Annotated in this window: 13 protein-coding genes; 10 read left to right on the top strand and 3 right to left on the bottom strand. The window is 68.0% G+C overall.

Going from position 1 to position 14,841, the window contains the following annotated elements; translation table 11 throughout:
* Window positions 1-19: 19 nt before the first annotated feature.
* Complete coding sequence (locus tag BN976_RS02010) at window positions 20-1,240, bottom strand: CynX/NimT family MFS transporter (RefSeq protein WP_036367517.1); 1,221 nt, start codon at window positions 1,238-1,240, stop codon at window positions 20-22.
* A gap of 49 nt (window positions 1,241-1,289) precedes the next feature.
* Between BN976_RS02010 and BN976_RS02005 the strand changes: the two genes are divergently transcribed.
* On the top strand, window positions 1,290-1,967 hold the full coding sequence (locus BN976_RS02005; protein ID WP_036367515.1) for a FadR/GntR family transcriptional regulator: 678 nt from the start codon (window positions 1,290-1,292) through the stop codon (window positions 1,965-1,967).
* A gap of 55 nt (window positions 1,968-2,022) precedes the next feature.
* Here the strand turns inward: BN976_RS02005 and fadD8 are convergent, their stop codons facing one another.
* Both fadD8 and BN976_RS01995 read right to left on the bottom strand, forming a co-directional pair.
* Window positions 2,023-3,666, bottom strand: a complete 1,644-nt coding sequence (fadD8, locus tag BN976_RS02000; protein ID WP_051558254.1) for a fatty-acid--CoA ligase FadD8 — start codon at window positions 3,664-3,666, stop codon at window positions 2,023-2,025.
* Window positions 3,667-3,723: 57 nt separating this feature from the next.
* Entirely contained in the window at window positions 3,724-4,053 is a 330-nt protein-coding gene (locus BN976_RS01995) for a hypothetical protein (protein WP_234935434.1), read from the bottom strand.
* Window positions 4,054-4,319: 266 nt separating this feature from the next.
* Here BN976_RS01995 and BN976_RS01990 point away from each other — a divergent pair, with 266 nt between their 5' ends.
* The 9 genes from BN976_RS01990 to BN976_RS01950 all read left to right on the top strand — a co-directional run bounded on the left by BN976_RS01990 (window position 4,320) and on the right by BN976_RS01950 (window position 14,823).
* Entirely contained in the window at window positions 4,320-5,531 is a 1,212-nt protein-coding gene (locus BN976_RS01990; RefSeq protein WP_036367512.1) for a TetR/AcrR family transcriptional regulator, read from the top strand.
* A 268-nt stretch (window positions 5,532-5,799) separates the two neighbouring features.
* A complete protein-coding gene (locus BN976_RS01985; protein ID WP_036367510.1) occupies window positions 5,800-6,657 on the top strand; it encodes an MlaE family ABC transporter permease in 858 nt (285 codons plus the stop codon).
* A complete protein-coding gene (locus tag BN976_RS01980) occupies window positions 6,658-7,515 on the top strand; it encodes an MlaE family ABC transporter permease (RefSeq protein WP_036367508.1) in 858 nt (285 codons plus the stop codon). It abuts the gene before it with no gap.
* Window positions 7,516-9,138 carry an MlaD family protein gene (locus BN976_RS01975; protein ID WP_036367506.1) on the top strand — a complete coding sequence of 541 codons (1,623 nt, stop codon included), beginning with the start codon at window positions 7,516-7,518 and terminating at the stop codon, window positions 9,136-9,138. It abuts the gene before it with no gap.
* The gene (locus BN976_RS01970; protein WP_036367504.1) at window positions 9,138-10,193 is read left to right on the top strand and encodes an MlaD family protein; all 1,056 of its coding nucleotides are present in this window, start codon (window positions 9,138-9,140) and stop codon (window positions 10,191-10,193) included. Before BN976_RS01975 ends, BN976_RS01970 begins: the two co-directional genes overlap by 1 nt.
* Window positions 10,186-11,223 carry an MCE family protein gene (locus tag BN976_RS01965; protein WP_036367501.1) on the top strand — a complete coding sequence of 346 codons (1,038 nt, stop codon included), beginning with the start codon at window positions 10,186-10,188 and terminating at the stop codon, window positions 11,221-11,223. Before BN976_RS01970 ends, BN976_RS01965 begins: the two co-directional genes overlap by 8 nt.
* A complete protein-coding gene (locus BN976_RS01960) occupies window positions 11,220-12,338 on the top strand; it encodes an MCE family protein (RefSeq protein ID WP_036367499.1) in 1,119 nt (372 codons plus the stop codon). Before BN976_RS01965 ends, BN976_RS01960 begins: the two co-directional genes overlap by 4 nt.
* A complete protein-coding gene (locus BN976_RS01955; protein WP_407939165.1) occupies window positions 12,338-13,573 on the top strand; it encodes an MlaD family protein in 1,236 nt (411 codons plus the stop codon). Before BN976_RS01960 ends, BN976_RS01955 begins: the two co-directional genes overlap by 1 nt.
* Window positions 13,573-14,823 carry an MlaD family protein gene (locus BN976_RS01950; RefSeq protein ID WP_036368988.1) on the top strand — a complete coding sequence of 417 codons (1,251 nt, stop codon included), beginning with the start codon at window positions 13,573-13,575 and terminating at the stop codon, window positions 14,821-14,823. The genes BN976_RS01955 and BN976_RS01950 overlap by 1 nt, the downstream gene beginning before the upstream one ends.
* Window positions 14,824-14,841 lie beyond the last annotated feature (18 nt).

Genomic DNA, 14,841 nt, shown 5'->3' with positions numbered 1-14,841 from the left:
GTGATTGTGCCCTGGGCGCTCAGACGTAGCGGGCCCGCCCGGCCAGCGCCCCGGTGATGATCTGCACCGCGTAGACGGCGAGGAACATCATCCAGGGCACCGTCCACCCATCCGACATGTCATGGAGCAGGCCGAAGAGGAAGGGTCCGGCGCCGGCGATCAGATAACCGAACCCCTGCACCATGCCGGAGAGTTGCGCGGTGTCCGCCGCTGAGCGGGCCCGCAGCCCGAGCACCGCGAGCGCCATGGAGAACGCGCTCATGCCGATCCCGATCAGCACACTCCACAGCAGCGGCTGCGCCGCGGGTGCCACCATCAACCCGATGGCGCCGGCGAAGCCGAATATGCCCACCGCGACGATCCACCCGCTCTGGCTGGGTCTGCGCGCGGCCATCGGCGCGATCAACAACGACAGCGGCACGCCGATCAGTGACGTCAGGCCGACCAGAAGGCCGGCCTGCACCTGGTCCACGCCGTTGTCGACCAGCACCTGCGGCAGCCAGCCCATCACGATGTATGCCATGAACGCCTGGCTGCCGAAGAACAGCGTGATCGTCCAGGCCAGCGGGCTGCCCAGCAGTGAACGCCGGCCGGCGGGCAGGCTGTGCGCGGCCCACGTGCCGCGGTGGCGCCCCGTCGCCGGAACCCACACCATCAGGGCCAACAGGGAGACCACCGCCCACACTGCCACCGCCGCACGCCAGCCGCCCAGCGGCTCCTCCAAACCGGGCGTCACCGCGGACCCCAGCGCCCCACCGCCCTGCAGGGCCGCGGTGTAGATCCCCGTCATCAGCCCGATCCGCGCGGGGAAGGACCCCTTGATGACGACCGGGATCAGCACGTTGGCGAGCGCGATTCCGGCGCAGGCGACGAGCGTGGCGCCGATGACGACGTGCGGTCCGGCGGCCCCGCGCACCGCGAGCCCTGCGGTGAGCGCGACCATCGCTGCCGAGATGGTGCGGCCAAGACCGATCCGGGCGGCCAGCCACGGGGCGGCGAAGCCGGCGCCGGCGAAACACAGCGCGGGCAGCGTCATCAGCAGTCCGGCCCAGGTGGCCGACACCGACAGTTCGGCGCGGATGTCCTCGAGCAGCGTCGCGATGCTGGTGACGGCGGGACGCAGGTTCAGCGCGGTGAGCACGACGGCCACCGCCAGGAGCGCACCTCCGGCCACCGTCGGGACGCGACTCGCCGGGTCGAGCGCCGGGTCCGTGGTGATTTCCTGCCGTTCGGTCCGCACCTTGCTACGGTGCCATACATCCCATGATTGGACGAAAAGGTTTTACAGGGTGCCACTGAGTACTGCCCGGCGTACCGGTCTGGTCGACCAGGTCATCGAGCAACTCCGGCGTGCCGTCGCCGGCGGCGAGTGGCGCGTCGGCGAACGCATACCCAACGAGACGGTGCTGGTCGAGTCGCTCGGGGTGGGGCGCAACACCGTGCGCGAAGCGGTTCGTGCGCTCGCGCATGCGGGGATCCTCGAAGTCCGCCAGGGCGACGGCACCTACGTGCGGGCCACCAGCGAGGTGTCCGGCGCGCTGCGCCGACTGTGCGGCGCCGAGCTGCGTGAGGTGCTGCAAGTGCGCCGCGCGCTCGAGGTCGAAGGCGCGCGCCTGGCCGCGGCCCACTGCACGCCCGCCGACATCGCGGAGATGCGCACGCTGCTGGCCCGCCGCGACGCATGCGCGGCAGCCGACGACACCGACGCGTTCGCCCGCGCCGACGCCGAATTCCACCACGCCGTGGTGCGCGGCTCGGGCAACCGCACCCTCACCGAGCTCTACCGCGGTCTGATCGAGGTGGTCACGGCCAGCGTGGCGACGACGCGCCATGTGCCGGTGGAGATGGTCGACCACGGCGTGCTCGTAGACCAGATCGCCGCAGGCGACGTCGAGCAGGCGGCCCGTACCGCCGGTGAACTGCTGGACCGGATCCTGGCGGGAGTCGACTCAGCCGACCCCTGCTGACTCAGCCGACCCCTGCCTGATCATTGGCTCAGCCGGCTCCTGCTTGATCATCGGCTCAGCCGATGGAACGCCCCGCGCCTTCCCAGAACCGCGCCCGCACCGCCTTCTTGTCCGGCTTGCCGAGCGCGGTCACCGGTACCGAGTCCACGACGATCACCTGCTTGGGGGCATGCACCGACCCCTTGCGTTCCTTGACCGACGCCTGGATCTCCACCGTCATCGTCTCGACGGCCGCCTCGGAGCGGTCGGCGTCGGGCCGCAGGACCACCACGGCCGTCACCGCCTCCCCCCACTTCTCGTCGGGGGTGCCGATCACGCACACCTGCGCGATCGACGGATGCTCGGCGACAACGTCTTCCACCTCGCGGGGGAAGACGTTGAACCCGCCGGTGACGATCATGTCCTTGGTGCGGTCGACGATGAAATAGAAGCCGTCCTCGTCCTCGCGGGCCAGATCGCCGGTGTGCATCCAGCCGTCCCGGAACGTCTCGGCCGTCGCCTCCGGCAGGTTCCAGTACCCGCCCGACAGCAGCGGACCCGACACGCAGATCTCCCCGACCTCACCCTGCGGGACGGGCTGCCCGTCCTCGCCGAGCAGTGCGACCTTCGCGAACAGCGTCGGCCGGCCACACGACGTCAGCCTCTTGTCGTCGTGCTCCTTCTTGGACAGGTAGGTGATCACCATCGGCGCCTCGGACTGGCCGTAATACTGCGCGAAGATCGGCCCGAACCGGCGGATCGCCTCTTTGAGCCGCACCGGATTCATCGCCGACGCGCCGTAGTAAACGGTCTCCAGCGACGACAGATCGCGGGTGTGGGAATCGGGATGGTCCATCAGCGCGTAGATCATCGACGGCACGAGCATCGTCGCGGTGATCTTCTGCTCCTCGATCACGCGCAGCACCTCGGCCGGATCGAACTTCGTCAGCACGATCAGCTCACCGCCCTTGACGATGACGGGGGTGAAGAACGCCGCGCCGGCGTGCGAGAGCGGCGTGCACATCAGGAAGCGCGGGTTCTCCGGCCATTCCCATTCCGCGAGCTGCACGGTCGTCATCGTGGTGATCGACTGCGTGGTGCCGATGACGCCCTTGGGCTTACCGGTGGTGCCGCCGGTGTAGGTCAACCCGCCGATGTGGTCCGGGGGCAGGGCCGCAGCCGTCAGCGGCCTGGGGGAGTACTTCGCCGCCTCGGCGCTGAGGTCCACCGCCTTCACCCCGGCCTTGGCGAACTCCTCGGGAACCGGGCCGATGGTCAGCACCTGCGTGAGGGTCGGCACCTTCTCGACCAGTCCGAGCGCACGTTCGACGAACATCGGGTTGGGATCGATGATCAGCGACGTCACCTCGGCGTCGGTGAGCACGTAGGCGTGATCGTCGAGCGAGCCTAGAGGGTGTAGTGCCGTGCGGCGGTAGCCCTGGGTCTGGCCCGCGCCGATGATCATCAGCACCTCGGGCCGGTTCAGCGACAGCAGGCCGACGGCGGCACCGGTACCGGCCCCGAGCGCCTCGAACGCCTGGATGTACTGGCTGATGCGATCGGCGAGTTCGCCACCGGTCAACGTGGTGTCGCCGAGAAACAGCACGGGCCGGTCCTTGTGGCGCTTCAGCGCGCCGACGGTGAGGTGGCCGGAATGCAGGAAAGGACGGAGCTGAGGGTCCGACGAGCGCTCGCCCGAGGAGACATCGACTGCGGTCATGGCTACAGACTAGAACGTGTTCCAATTCCCGCAGAAGGGTCCGACGGAAATCGTTTTTTACAGCACGCCGCACCCGACCGTCCCGCAGGCCCACGAGCTGAGGAGCAGCAGCGGCCACAGCACCACGGCCGCGACGATGGCGACAAGATCGGCGAAGACGGTGAATTGCGCGCTGAACAACGCCTCGAGTCGATCGAGGACGGGCACGTGGAATCCGAGGTACACGACCCCGATCGCGGTGTAGGCCAGCGCGACGAGCAGCGCACGGTCCATGAAGGACGCGGCACCGTCGTCTTTCCGGTACGGGCGTAGGAACCGCCGTCCGCGACCCTCGGGTTCGTCGTCGGGCCCGGTCGGTGGATGCGCTCGACCGTCTCGGGAGGCCATCAGGCGATGGTGGCACATCAAAGCCCGTACCGGCGGTGCCCGGTCACCATCGGCGGCGTGCGCCGTTGGTGCGCAAGCGTTTCGGCATCCGTGGCATCCGCGCCGACGGGTCCGCCTCCCGGCGGCGTCCACGGCTCGGACCCGATGTCGGCGCGACCGACCGCGCCCGCCGAAGCGCGGCGCGGGAGAGCCGCTCGAAGTTAATGGCCGTTCGCAAGAAACCGACTCGGGCCCGCGGCGCGGGGCGCAGCGTTAGGGTGTGCCGTATGGCAGCCTCTGTGGGCGTCCGCGACGCGCGCAGGCGGCCCAAAGATCGTAAGCAACAGATCGCCCGAGCATCGGCAGAAGCGTTCAGCGAACTCGGGTACCACGCGGTCAGCATGGAGGACATCGCGTCGCGCGTGGGCGTCACGGCCGCATCGCTGTACCGCCACTACTCCGGCAAGTACGACCTGTTCCGGGCGGCCGTGCTGAATCTCGGCGAGCAGCTGGTCTCGGCGACGGCCTTCGCCGACGACGAATCCGGCGACTCCCCGGAGGAGTTGTGGGAGCGCATCGTTGCTGCGCTGGCCGACGCGGCGATCAAGACCCGCGCCAGCGGCGGCCTGTACCGGTGGGAGGCGCGGTATCTGCAGGAGCCCGATCAGGCCATCTCGAACGAGCAGATCAAGGTGGTCAACCGCCGCCTGCAGCGGCCGCTGTCGGCGCTGCGGCCCGAACTCGACAGCAGGCAGCGGTGGACGGTGACCGCGTCGGTGCTCAGCGCCATCGGCAGCATCTGTGACCACCGCGCCAAGCTTCCCGTCAACGACATGCGGCGATTGCTGGTGAGCCTGGCGCGCCGGCTCCGCGACGCCGAGCTGCCGGCGGTACCCGCCCGCGAAAAGCCCGGACGGCGTCCGGCCCCGTCGATCGGTCCCGCCGGCGAGTACGAAGCCATCCTTGCCGCAGCGCTGCGGCTGTTCCACGAGCACGGATTCCGCGAGACCGGAATGGACGACATCGCCTCGGCGATCGGCCTGCCCGCCTCGACGATCTACCGGTACTTCAGCGGCAAGTCCGCAGTGCTCAGCACCATCTACCGGCGCGCCGCCGACCGGGTCTCCAGCGACATGGGCGCGATCCTGGCGATGGCGCCCGACGAACGTACCGCCGTCGGCCAGCTGATCGACGCGTATGTGTGGCGGACGTTCGCCGAGCCGGAGCTGGCCTACGTCTACTACGCCGAACAGCTCAACGTGCCCGCCGAGGACCGGGCCGCGCTGCACAACATCCAGCGGTCGATCGTCGAGGGCTGGGCCGGGCAGGTGGTGGTCGCACGCCCCGATCTGTCACTGCGAGAGGCCAGGTTCGCTGTGCACGCCGGCCTCGGTCTCGTCGTCGACATCGGCAGGCTGGAGCGCTTTGCCGACACCGACTCGTCGCGTCAGCTCGTCGGCGGGCTGCTGCGGGTGCTGCTGCTCGCGGAGCACGCCTGAAATCTGCAGCCCCGTCAATCCCCGGGGCGCACCTCCTGCTCCGCCTAATAAGTTAATGAAAGATTTCCGAAACCTTGACGCGATCAGCGCTGCGGCCATACGGTGACGACCATCCAGAACCTGGTTACCTAGGTTGCTTCAGACGGGTGGGTCATCGAAATCGGGAGGCGTGGAACGTGAATCGCTCATGCGCCTCCCCGGTCCATGCACGCGGTGCGGCCGTCGGCATCGTCGGTCAGAATGCACTGCGGCGGAACGGACTTCAGGCATGACGACGGCGGATCAGCCGGTTCGCCGCGATGACTCCGTCCATGCCGTGCAGGACTGGGTCGGGGGCTATGTGCGCCGCCATCCGCTGGCGTCGCTGGCCACGGTCGGAGACCAGTTCGTCCTGGGTGTCCGCACCCTGCAGTGGTTCTTCGTCGACCTGTTCACCGGGCGTTTCCAGTTTCAGGAGTTCGTGCGCCAGGGTGCGTTCATGGCCGGCACCGCTGTGCTGCCCACCGTCCTGGTCGCGCTGCCGATCGGGGTGACGCTGTCGATCCAGTTCGCGTTGCTCGCCGGTCAGGTCGGCGCGACGTCGCTGGCCGGTGCGGCCAGCGGGCTGGCCGTGATCCGGCAGGCCGCGTCGTTGACCGCCGCGATCCTGATGGCCGCGGCGGTCGGCTCGGCGATCACCGCGGACCTCGGTTCCCGCAAGATGCGCGAGGAGACCGACGCCATGGAGGTCATGGGCGTGTCGGTGATCCGCCGCCTCGTGGTGCCGCGTTTCGCCGCGGCGATCATGATCGGCGTCGCGCTGACCGGCGTGGTGTGCTTCGTCGGCTTCCTGGCCAGCTATCTGTTCAACGTGTACTTCCAGAACGGCGCACCGGGCAGCTTCGTGGCGACGTTCGCGTCGTTCGCGACCACCGGCGACATGATCGTGGCACTGGTCAAGGCGGTCATCTTCGGCGCCATCGTGGCGATCGTGTCCTGTCAGAAGGGGCTGTCCACCCAGGGCGGGCCGACCGGGGTCGCGAACTCGGTCAACGCCGCCGTCGTCGAATCCATCCTGGTGCTCATGGTCGTCAACGTCGCGATCAGCCAGCTCTACATTCTGATGTTCCCGCGGGTGGGCCTGTAGATGTCCGCGTCGACGTTCTCACCGGCCGTTGTGCGGCCGGCCAAAAAGGCCTACCGGATGCTCGCCACGCCGATCATCCGGCTCGGGCACATGCTGGTGTTCTTCGTCCGGGCACTCCTCGGGATCCCGGTGGCGATCAGCCACTACCGCAAGGAGTTCGTCCGGCTGCTCTCCGACATCGCCTGGGGCAACGGCTCTTTGGTCGTCGGCGGCGGGACCGCCGGGGTGGCGATCGTGCTGGGCATCACCGTCGGCGCCCTGGTCGGCATCGAGGGATACAACTTCCTGGACATGCTCGGTCTGGGGCCCGCGACCGGAATCATCTCCTCACTGGTCAACACACGCGAACTCGCGCCCATCGCCGCGTCGCTCGCGTTCGCCACCCAGGCAGGGTGCCGGTTCACCGCGCAGCTGGGGTCGATGCGGATCGCCGAGGAGATCGACGCCCTCAAATCCCTTGGCATCAGGCCGATTCCGTACCTCGTCACAACCAGGTTGATGGCCTCGGTGATCGCGGTCATCCCGCTCTATGTCGTCTGCCTGGCGGTCAGTTACCTGACCACCCAGGCCGTCGTGATGGTCATCAGCGGCGGATCCACCGGCTCGTACATGCACTACTTCACGCTGATGCTGTCGGGGCAGGACATCCTCTACTCGGTACTCAAGACCGTCATCTTCGTGTGGATCGCCTCCACGGTGCAGTGCTACTACGGCTTCTACGCCAGCGGCGGTCCGGTCGGGGTGGGCGTCGCCGCCGGTCACGCGATGCGGGCGAGCATCACGGTGGTGATCATGGTGAACATGCTGCTGACCATGGCGCTGTGGTCGGTCGACGCGGGAGCGAGGTTCGGCGGCTAGATGGCGAACTCGTTCGAATTCGACGGGCGCGGACCCTCCGACCGCCAGCTGCTGGTCTGCGGTGTGGCCGTGCTGGCGATCGTGTCGATCGTGACCGCGGTGCTGCTGGTCAAGTCGACGGGCCGGCTCGACCCGCGGGTGCGCGTCGTCGCCGCGATGGTCAACGTCGGCGACGGTCTTCCGCAGCGCTCCGACGTGAAGTACCACGGCGTGCTGGTCGGCGCGGTCGACGACGTCACCCCCGCCGAGAACGGTGAACCCAACTTCGTCCACATCGATCTCAAACCCGAATACGCCAGGTCGATCCCGGCGAACGTCACCGCGCGGGTGGTGCCGAGCAATGTGTTCGCGGTGTCGTCGGTCCAGCTCGTCGGCTCCGGTGGGCCCCCGATTCAGCCCGGCGCCGAGATCCCCGAGGACACCGAGCTGCCGACCGTGCTGTTCCAGACGACGATCAGCAAGCTGCGCGACATCCTCGCCGCGACGGGCCGCGGTCGCGAGGACGACACCGTCGGCATCCTCGCCGCGGTCCACGCGGCGACCGAGGACCGTCGCACCGAACTGCTCACCTCCGGTGCCCAACTCAACCGCATGGTCGACGAACTCGATCGGATCGTGGCGACCGAGCCCGGGCCGACGACGGTCTCCGCGCTCGTCGATGCGACGCGCGGTCTGCAGCAGACCGCCCCCGAACTCGTCGATGCGCTGCACCAGGCGGTGCAGCCGATGCAGACGTTGGTGGAACAGAGCGCGCAGCTGACCTCTCTGGTCAACGGCGGCATCCGGACCTCCGAGACCACCCGCACCGCGTTCGACAACCACGCCGACCGCCTGGTGCGGATCACCACCGAGATGACCCCCGTCATCGGCAGCCTCGCCGACACGTCCCGGCACTGGGTTCCGGCGTTCGTGAAGCTGAACGAGTTGTCGCGCAAGTTCTTCGACGAGGTGTGGATACACGAGCACGACATCGGCAACATACGGATCAACCTGTCCTTCACGCCGACCTACTCCTACACACGGGCGGATTGCCCGCAGTACGCCGGTCTGAAGGGGCCCAGCTGCTACACCGCGCCGCTGGTGCCGACCCGCGCGGCGCTGCCGGATGTGTTGCTGCCGCAGAACTATCAGCCGCCGAAGGATCTGCAACCGCCGCCCGGCACCGAGATCGGCCCCAGCGGAAACCTGATCGCGGTCGGTCCGCCGCTGGTGAATCCGAATCCCAGCCTCGCCGACCCGAATCCGCCGCTGCCACCGTGGATGCCGCCGTCCCCGCCGGTACCGCTGACCGCGAACCCGGCGCTGGTGCCCCCGCCTCAGCTCCCCGCTCCACTGTCACCGCCGGCGCCGGTGGCGCCGAAGCCGGGCGACCCACCTCCGCGTCCCGCCGCTCCCGCACCGGCGGCACCCGCACCCGCACCCGCACCGGCGGCGCCCGGGCCTGGGTCCGCGGAAGCCCCGTTCGCACCGGCGTCCTATGGAGGCAACGTGGGACCCGTTGGTAGCCAACAGGAGCAACGCCAACTCAGCCTGATCACGGGCCGGCACGCGACCCCGGCGACCCAGTTGCTGCTCGGGCCTCTGGCGCGCGGGACCACGGTGTCGATCGACGGGGAGCCCTGATGAAGTACCGCGGTCCGTTGATAGGCCTGTCGTTGTTCATGGTCGTCGCGATCACGTTGACGTGGCTGGTGTATGTGACCCTGCGCCGGGATGTGGCCGGGGAGAAGGTGCCGTATTCGGCGATGTTCACCGACGTCTTCGGGTTGCGTGAGGGTGACGACGTCCGGATGGCCGGTGTTCGCGTCGGCAGGGTCGAAAAGATCGAGCTGGACGGCAAACTCGCGAAGGTCTCGTTCGTGGTGCAGAGCGACCAGCAGGTCCTCGGCACGACCGTGGCGTCGGTGACCTACCAGAACATCGTCGGGCAGCGCTATCTCGGTCTCACCCTGGGCAGCCAGGGGGAGCCGGTGCCGCTGCCGGCCGGCAGCGTGCTGCCTCTCGAGCGGTCCGATCCGTCGTTCGACGTGACCACGCTGCTCAACGGATACGAGCCGTTGTTCAGCCTGCTCGACCCGCAGGCCGCGGACGATCTGACCCAGGGGGTGATCCAGTCGCTGCAGGGTGACGAGGCGTCACTGGTCGCGCTGGTGGATCAGACCTCCCAGCTGACCGAATCGTTCGCCGGCCACGACGAAGAACTCGGCGCGGTGATCACCGACCTGAACACGGTGATGTCGAATCTGGCCAAGCACAACGACAGCATGGACCAGGTGCTGACCGAGACACAGGCCGCGGTGTCGATCTTCGATGCCCAGCGGCAGGAACTGGTGGACTCGACCGGATCGATCTCGCGGGTCGTCAGTCGGCTGTCCACCGTCAGCGACGACGTGTACCCGTCGCTGAACGAACTCATCGAGCGGGAGCCGGGTTTCGCCCAACACCTGGTGAGTATCGAGCCTCAGCTCGCCTTCACCGGGGCGAATCTCCCGTTGCTGCTCAAGGGGTTTGCGCGGATCACCAGTGAGGGTGCCTACGCCAACGCCTACGCGTGTGACCTCAACACCACCGGATTCTTCCCGGGCCTCAACGACGTGACGCCGATCATCGTCGACGCGGCCACCCCGGGTAACGACGCCCAGTACTCCCCGAAGTGCAGGAACATGGCCAATGGCTGAGCAGACGAAGCGCCGCCGCCGGCGGCTGGAGAGCTATCACAAGGCGTGGCTGGGGACCGTCGCGGTCGTCGTGGTCGCCGTGCTGGTCGGTGCGCTCCTGCTGATCAAGGCCGCCGACGTCGGATACCGCACGTTCACCGCGCAGTTCCTGCAGGCCGCAGCGCTGCAGCCGGGAAATCCGGTGAGCGTGGCCGGTATTCCGGTCGGAGAGGTGACCGACATGAAGCTCGCCGGCGACCACGTCGAGGCGCGCTTCACGGTGCGCAACGACGTGGACCTCGGCGAGGATTCCCGCGCCGTCATCAAGGTAACCACCATCCTGGGTTCGCGGTATCTGTCCCTGGAGCCCGAAGGCACGGGCGCATTACCCGACCGCCACTTCGACCTGTCCCACACCGAGGTGCCCTACGACCTGCAGGAGGCGCTGACCGACGTCACCACCACCTTCGAGCAGGTCGACTCCGACAAGTTCGCCGAGACGCTCAGCATTCTCGGCCGCCAGCTGCAGGGCATGCCGGAGATCCTGCCGCAGGCGCTGGAGAACACCTACACACTGTCGACGATCATCGCCGACCGCCGGGACCAGCTCGGATCACTGTTGGAGACAACCGAAGTCGTCAGCAACACACTGCGCCGCCAGCAGGCGAACATCGGGAGCCTGGTTCGGCAGGGCAACGATCTCGTCGGCGAATTCGTGCTCCGACGGGCATCGTTCCAGGCGATGATGAACGCGATCACCAACCTCGTCCAGACGCTCGGCGACATCGTCATCGAGGACCGCCCGGAACTGGAGGCCCTGTTGGTCAACGTGCGCGAACTCTCCGACATGCTCGGGCAGAACGACGATCTGCTCCGCAGCATCCTGCAGTCCGGCCCGCCCGCGCTGCGCGGCCTGGCCAATGCCACCGGGATGGGTAACGCCGTCGAGTTCAACGCGGCCAACGGGTTGCTGGTGGATTCCTGGATGTGCGCGATCAGCGGCAGGGCCAAACAGTTCGGGATGATCCAGTACTTCCAGGACTGCAAGTGAGCGGCCGGGCGAAGGTGACGGCGCTGGTGGTCGCCGGTCTGGTCGCGGTCGTCGCCGTCGCCGCGATCGGGTGGTCCTTTCTGTCGGACCGTCTGGACGCGATCACGGTCACCGCCCAGTTCGACAGTGCGGCAGGACTTTACGAGGGCAACACGGTCGCCGTGCTGGGCATGCCGGTCGGCAAGGTCGTCCGGATCGAGCCCAAGGGCGGCTACGTCGAGGTCGAGTTCACCGTGGACGGCGACGTGCAGGTGCCCGCGGATGTCCAGGCGGTGACGATCTCGAACTCGATCCTCACCGACCGGCAGATCGAGCTGACGCCGCCGTATCGCGGCGACGGCCCGACCCTGCGCGATCACGACACCATCGGTTTGAACCGCACTAGGACGCCCGTCGAATTCGCCCGTGTGCTCGACGTTCTGGACAAGCTGTCGACCTCGCTGCGCGGGGACGGCCGGGGCGGCGGTCCCGTCGCCGACGTGGTGAACGCATCCGCCGCGATCGCCGACGGCAACGGTCAGCAGATGAAGGACGCGCTCGGGGAACTGTCCACCGCGCTGCGGCTGAGCGCCGATCACGGTCAGGTGACCCGCGACCAGCTGACCACCATCATCCGCAACGTCAGCACGCTGTCGCAGGCCGCTGCCGACAACGACGCGACGCTGCGCGAGTTCGGTTCCAGTGTGCGGCAGCTCAGCCAGGTCCTGGCCGACGAGAACTTCGGCACCGGAACCACCGGCAAGAAGCTCAACGAGGTGATCGTCCAGTTCGGCGAGGTGCTCGACACCCACCGGGAGGCGATCAGGCAGATCGTCACCAACGGCAACACCGCGGTCACCACGACCGTCGACCATCAACGCGACCTGGCCGAGTTCCTGGACGTCACACCGATGACGCTGGACAACATCTACAACGCGATCGACCGGACCAACGGGGCCGTCCGCATGCATGTGCTGACCGACAAGGTGCTGTTCGACACCCAGACGGTCAAGGAGATGTGCAACATGATGGGGTTGCGTCAACTCGGCTGCAGCACCGGCACACTGCAGGATTTCGGCCCGGACTTCGGGTTGAGCTACGTGCTCGACGGTCTGACGGCGATGGGGCAGAAATGATGACGCGCCGAGCGGCTTCGGCACTGGCGGTAGCGATGACCACCTGCCTGTCGGTGACCTCCTGTGCGACAGAGGGTTTGTCGAGTCTGCCGCTGCCTGCCCCCGGCGGCGGTTCGGGCGGCTACACGCTCACCGCCGTGTTCTCCAACGCTCTGAACCTGCCGGCGATGGCCAAGGTCAAACTCGCCGGCGCCGACATCGGTCAACTGGAATCGATGCAGGCCCGCGACTACACGGCGGTGACGACCCTGCGGATCAGGGAAGGGGTGTTGCTGCCGGTGGGCAGTACCGCCGAATTGCGTTCGGCGACACCGCTGGGCGACGTCTTCGTCTCCATCAAGCCACCTCCGTCGGCAGGGCAGGGCACGCCGCTGCTCACCGACGGCGACACCATCGGCCTCGAGTCGACCACCGCGGCGGCCACCGTCGAGTCCGTGCTGAGTTCGGCGGCGATCCTGGTCAACGGCGGAGCCGTCCGCAACTTCACCAACATCATCAACGGTCTCGGGAAGGCCACCGGCGACCAGGGTCAGGCGTTCGGTGAGCTCATCCGCAAGACCAACCACACCCTGGGCACCCTGAACGGCCGCTCCGAGGAGATCAAGACCGCGCTGACCGAGACCTCGCAGTTGGCAGCGCAACTGGAGGCCAAGAACCAGTCCCTGGCCGAGGTGATGGACGCCGCGGCGCCCGCCACCAGTACGCTGGCCGCCCAGACGAACGGCATCGCCGACCTGGTCCTGACCGTCGGCGCGACCACCGAACAGCTCAGGAAATTTCCGTCGATCGCCGGGACCGACACCAGTGGGCGCAGCGTGATCGCGGACGCGAGCAGGATCGCCGGCGCCTGGAACGACGTCGTGCTGGCCCCGGGTGCGGATCTCTACTCGTTGAACCGGTTGATGCCGCCGTTCATCAAATCCACGACGAGCAATGCCATCGCCGTGCGCGCCAGCATCGACCGCCTCGTCCTCGGCTCGATCCCCGACATCGGCTTCGCCGGCGATCCCGGTCTGCACGGCCCCAAACGCTACAACTGGCACCAGTTGGTCGGCTCGTTGCGCTACACGTTGCTGCGGCTGCAGGAGCGGGTGGTGGGCAAGGGGCCGGAAGTGCCCCAGATGCCGGTGATCCCGAGTCCCACCGAGCCGGGGCAGTGGGAGCTCGCGCCGCCCGGGCCGGTACCGCCCGGACCTGCGCCGGCTGTCGCGCCGCCGGCACCGGGGGTGCCGTGATGATCAACGCACTCGCCGACTCCGTCGTCCGGGTGGTCCGGACGGTCCACCGCGGCCGGGCGTGGCTGTCCGCCGGGGCGCTGGTCTTCATCCTGGTCGTCGCCGCGGCCTATCTGTTCGTCGGTGCGCTGCAGGTCAATCCGCTCGCGAAGAGCTACCGGGTCACGGTGCAGCTGCCGGAGTCGGCGGGCCTGCTGCCGAACCAGAATGTGACGTTGCGCGGTGTGCCGATCGGCCGGGTGGAACGCCTCGACATCACCCCGGCCGGAGTGAACGCCGTCGTGTCGATGGATTCGTCTGTGGCGGTACCGATGTCGAGCGCGGTGCGGGTGTCGGGTCTGTCGCCGGCCGGTGAGCAGTACATCGACTTCGTCGCCGACTCCGACGCCGGCCCGTATCTGGAGAACGGCAGTGTCATCGCCCAGGACAACACCACCGTGCCGGTGAGCCTGGCGGATCTGCTCGCCAATGCCGACGGGGCCCTGTCCCAGGTCGATCCCGGCAAGCTCGAGGTGATCAAGCACGAGCTGAGCATGACCGAGGCCGGACCGCAGAAGCTCGCCGACATCATCGACGGCGGCACCTTCCTTCTGACGACGCTGGATTCGGTGCTCCCCGAGACCTCGAGCATGCTGCGCACCAGTCGTGTGGTGTTCACGCTGGCGGCCGACAAGAATGCCGGCATCGAGGTGGCCTCGGACAACCTGGCGCAGACGTTCGACGGTGTCAACCGGATGCGGGACGGCTTCCGCCGGCTGACCGATCGGGCCCCCGGCACGCTGAACAGCGTCGACAACCTGTTCGCCGACAACTCCGACACCATGGTGCAGTTGCTCGGCAATCTGACCACCACCTCGCAACTGCTCTATCTTCGGGTGCCCGCGCTGCACGCGCTGTTCCCGGACTACCGGACCTCGCTGCTCGACGCGATCGGCAGCGCGATGCACGACAACGGACTGTGGGCGACCGGTGAGATCTACCCGCGGTACACGTGTGATTACGGAACTCCGCGCCGGCCGCCGTCCTCGGCCGATTTCCCGGAGCCGTTCATGTACAACTACTGCCGCGACGACCATCCGGGAGTTCTGGTGCGCGGCGCCAAGAATGCGCCGCGGCCGGCCGGCGACGACACCGCCGGGCCGCCGCCCGGCGCCGATCTGGGCCGCCAGACCGACCCGACGCCGCGCGGCCGCTACACGATCCCGACGCCCTACGGCGGCCCCACCCTTCCGATCGAGCCGCCCCGCTGAGATATCGAGGAACTGACA

Source organism: Mycolicibacterium austroafricanum (assembly GCF_000612725.1).
Classification (GTDB): domain Bacteria; phylum Actinomycetota; class Actinomycetes; order Mycobacteriales; family Mycobacteriaceae; genus Mycobacterium; species Mycobacterium austroafricanum.
Note: the sequence above shows the minus strand (reverse complement) of the source record. Positions and strands in the feature narration are given on the sequence as shown.

Bases quoted from the DNA above. Each gene is read 5' to 3' on its own strand.
- BN976_RS01980 (WP_036367508.1), top strand. From the start codon at position 6,658: ATGTCCGCGTCGACGTTCTCACCGGCCGTTGTGCGGCCGGCCAAAAAG.
- BN976_RS01955 (WP_407939165.1), top strand. From the start codon at position 12,338: ATGACGCGCCGAGCGGCTTCGGCACTGGCGGTAGCGATGACCACCTGC.
- BN976_RS01950 (WP_036368988.1), top strand. From the start codon at position 13,573: ATGATCAACGCACTCGCCGACTCCGTCGTCCGGGTGGTCCGGACGGTC.
- fadD8 (WP_051558254.1), bottom strand. From the start codon at position 3,666: ATGACCGCAGTCGATGTCTCCTCGGGCGAGCGCTCGTCGGACCCTCAG.
- BN976_RS01970 (WP_036367504.1), top strand. From the start codon at position 9,138: ATGAAGTACCGCGGTCCGTTGATAGGCCTGTCGTTGTTCATGGTCGTC.
- BN976_RS01990 (WP_036367512.1), top strand. From the start codon at position 4,320: ATGGCAGCCTCTGTGGGCGTCCGCGACGCGCGCAGGCGGCCCAAAGAT.
- BN976_RS01975 (WP_036367506.1), top strand. From the start codon at position 7,516: ATGGCGAACTCGTTCGAATTCGACGGGCGCGGACCCTCCGACCGCCAG.
- BN976_RS01985 (WP_036367510.1), top strand. From the start codon at position 5,800: ATGACGACGGCGGATCAGCCGGTTCGCCGCGATGACTCCGTCCATGCC.
- BN976_RS01995 (WP_234935434.1), bottom strand. From the start codon at position 4,053: ATGGCCTCCCGAGACGGTCGAGCGCATCCACCGACCGGGCCCGACGAC.
- BN976_RS01965 (WP_036367501.1), top strand. From the start codon at position 10,186: ATGGCTGAGCAGACGAAGCGCCGCCGCCGGCGGCTGGAGAGCTATCAC.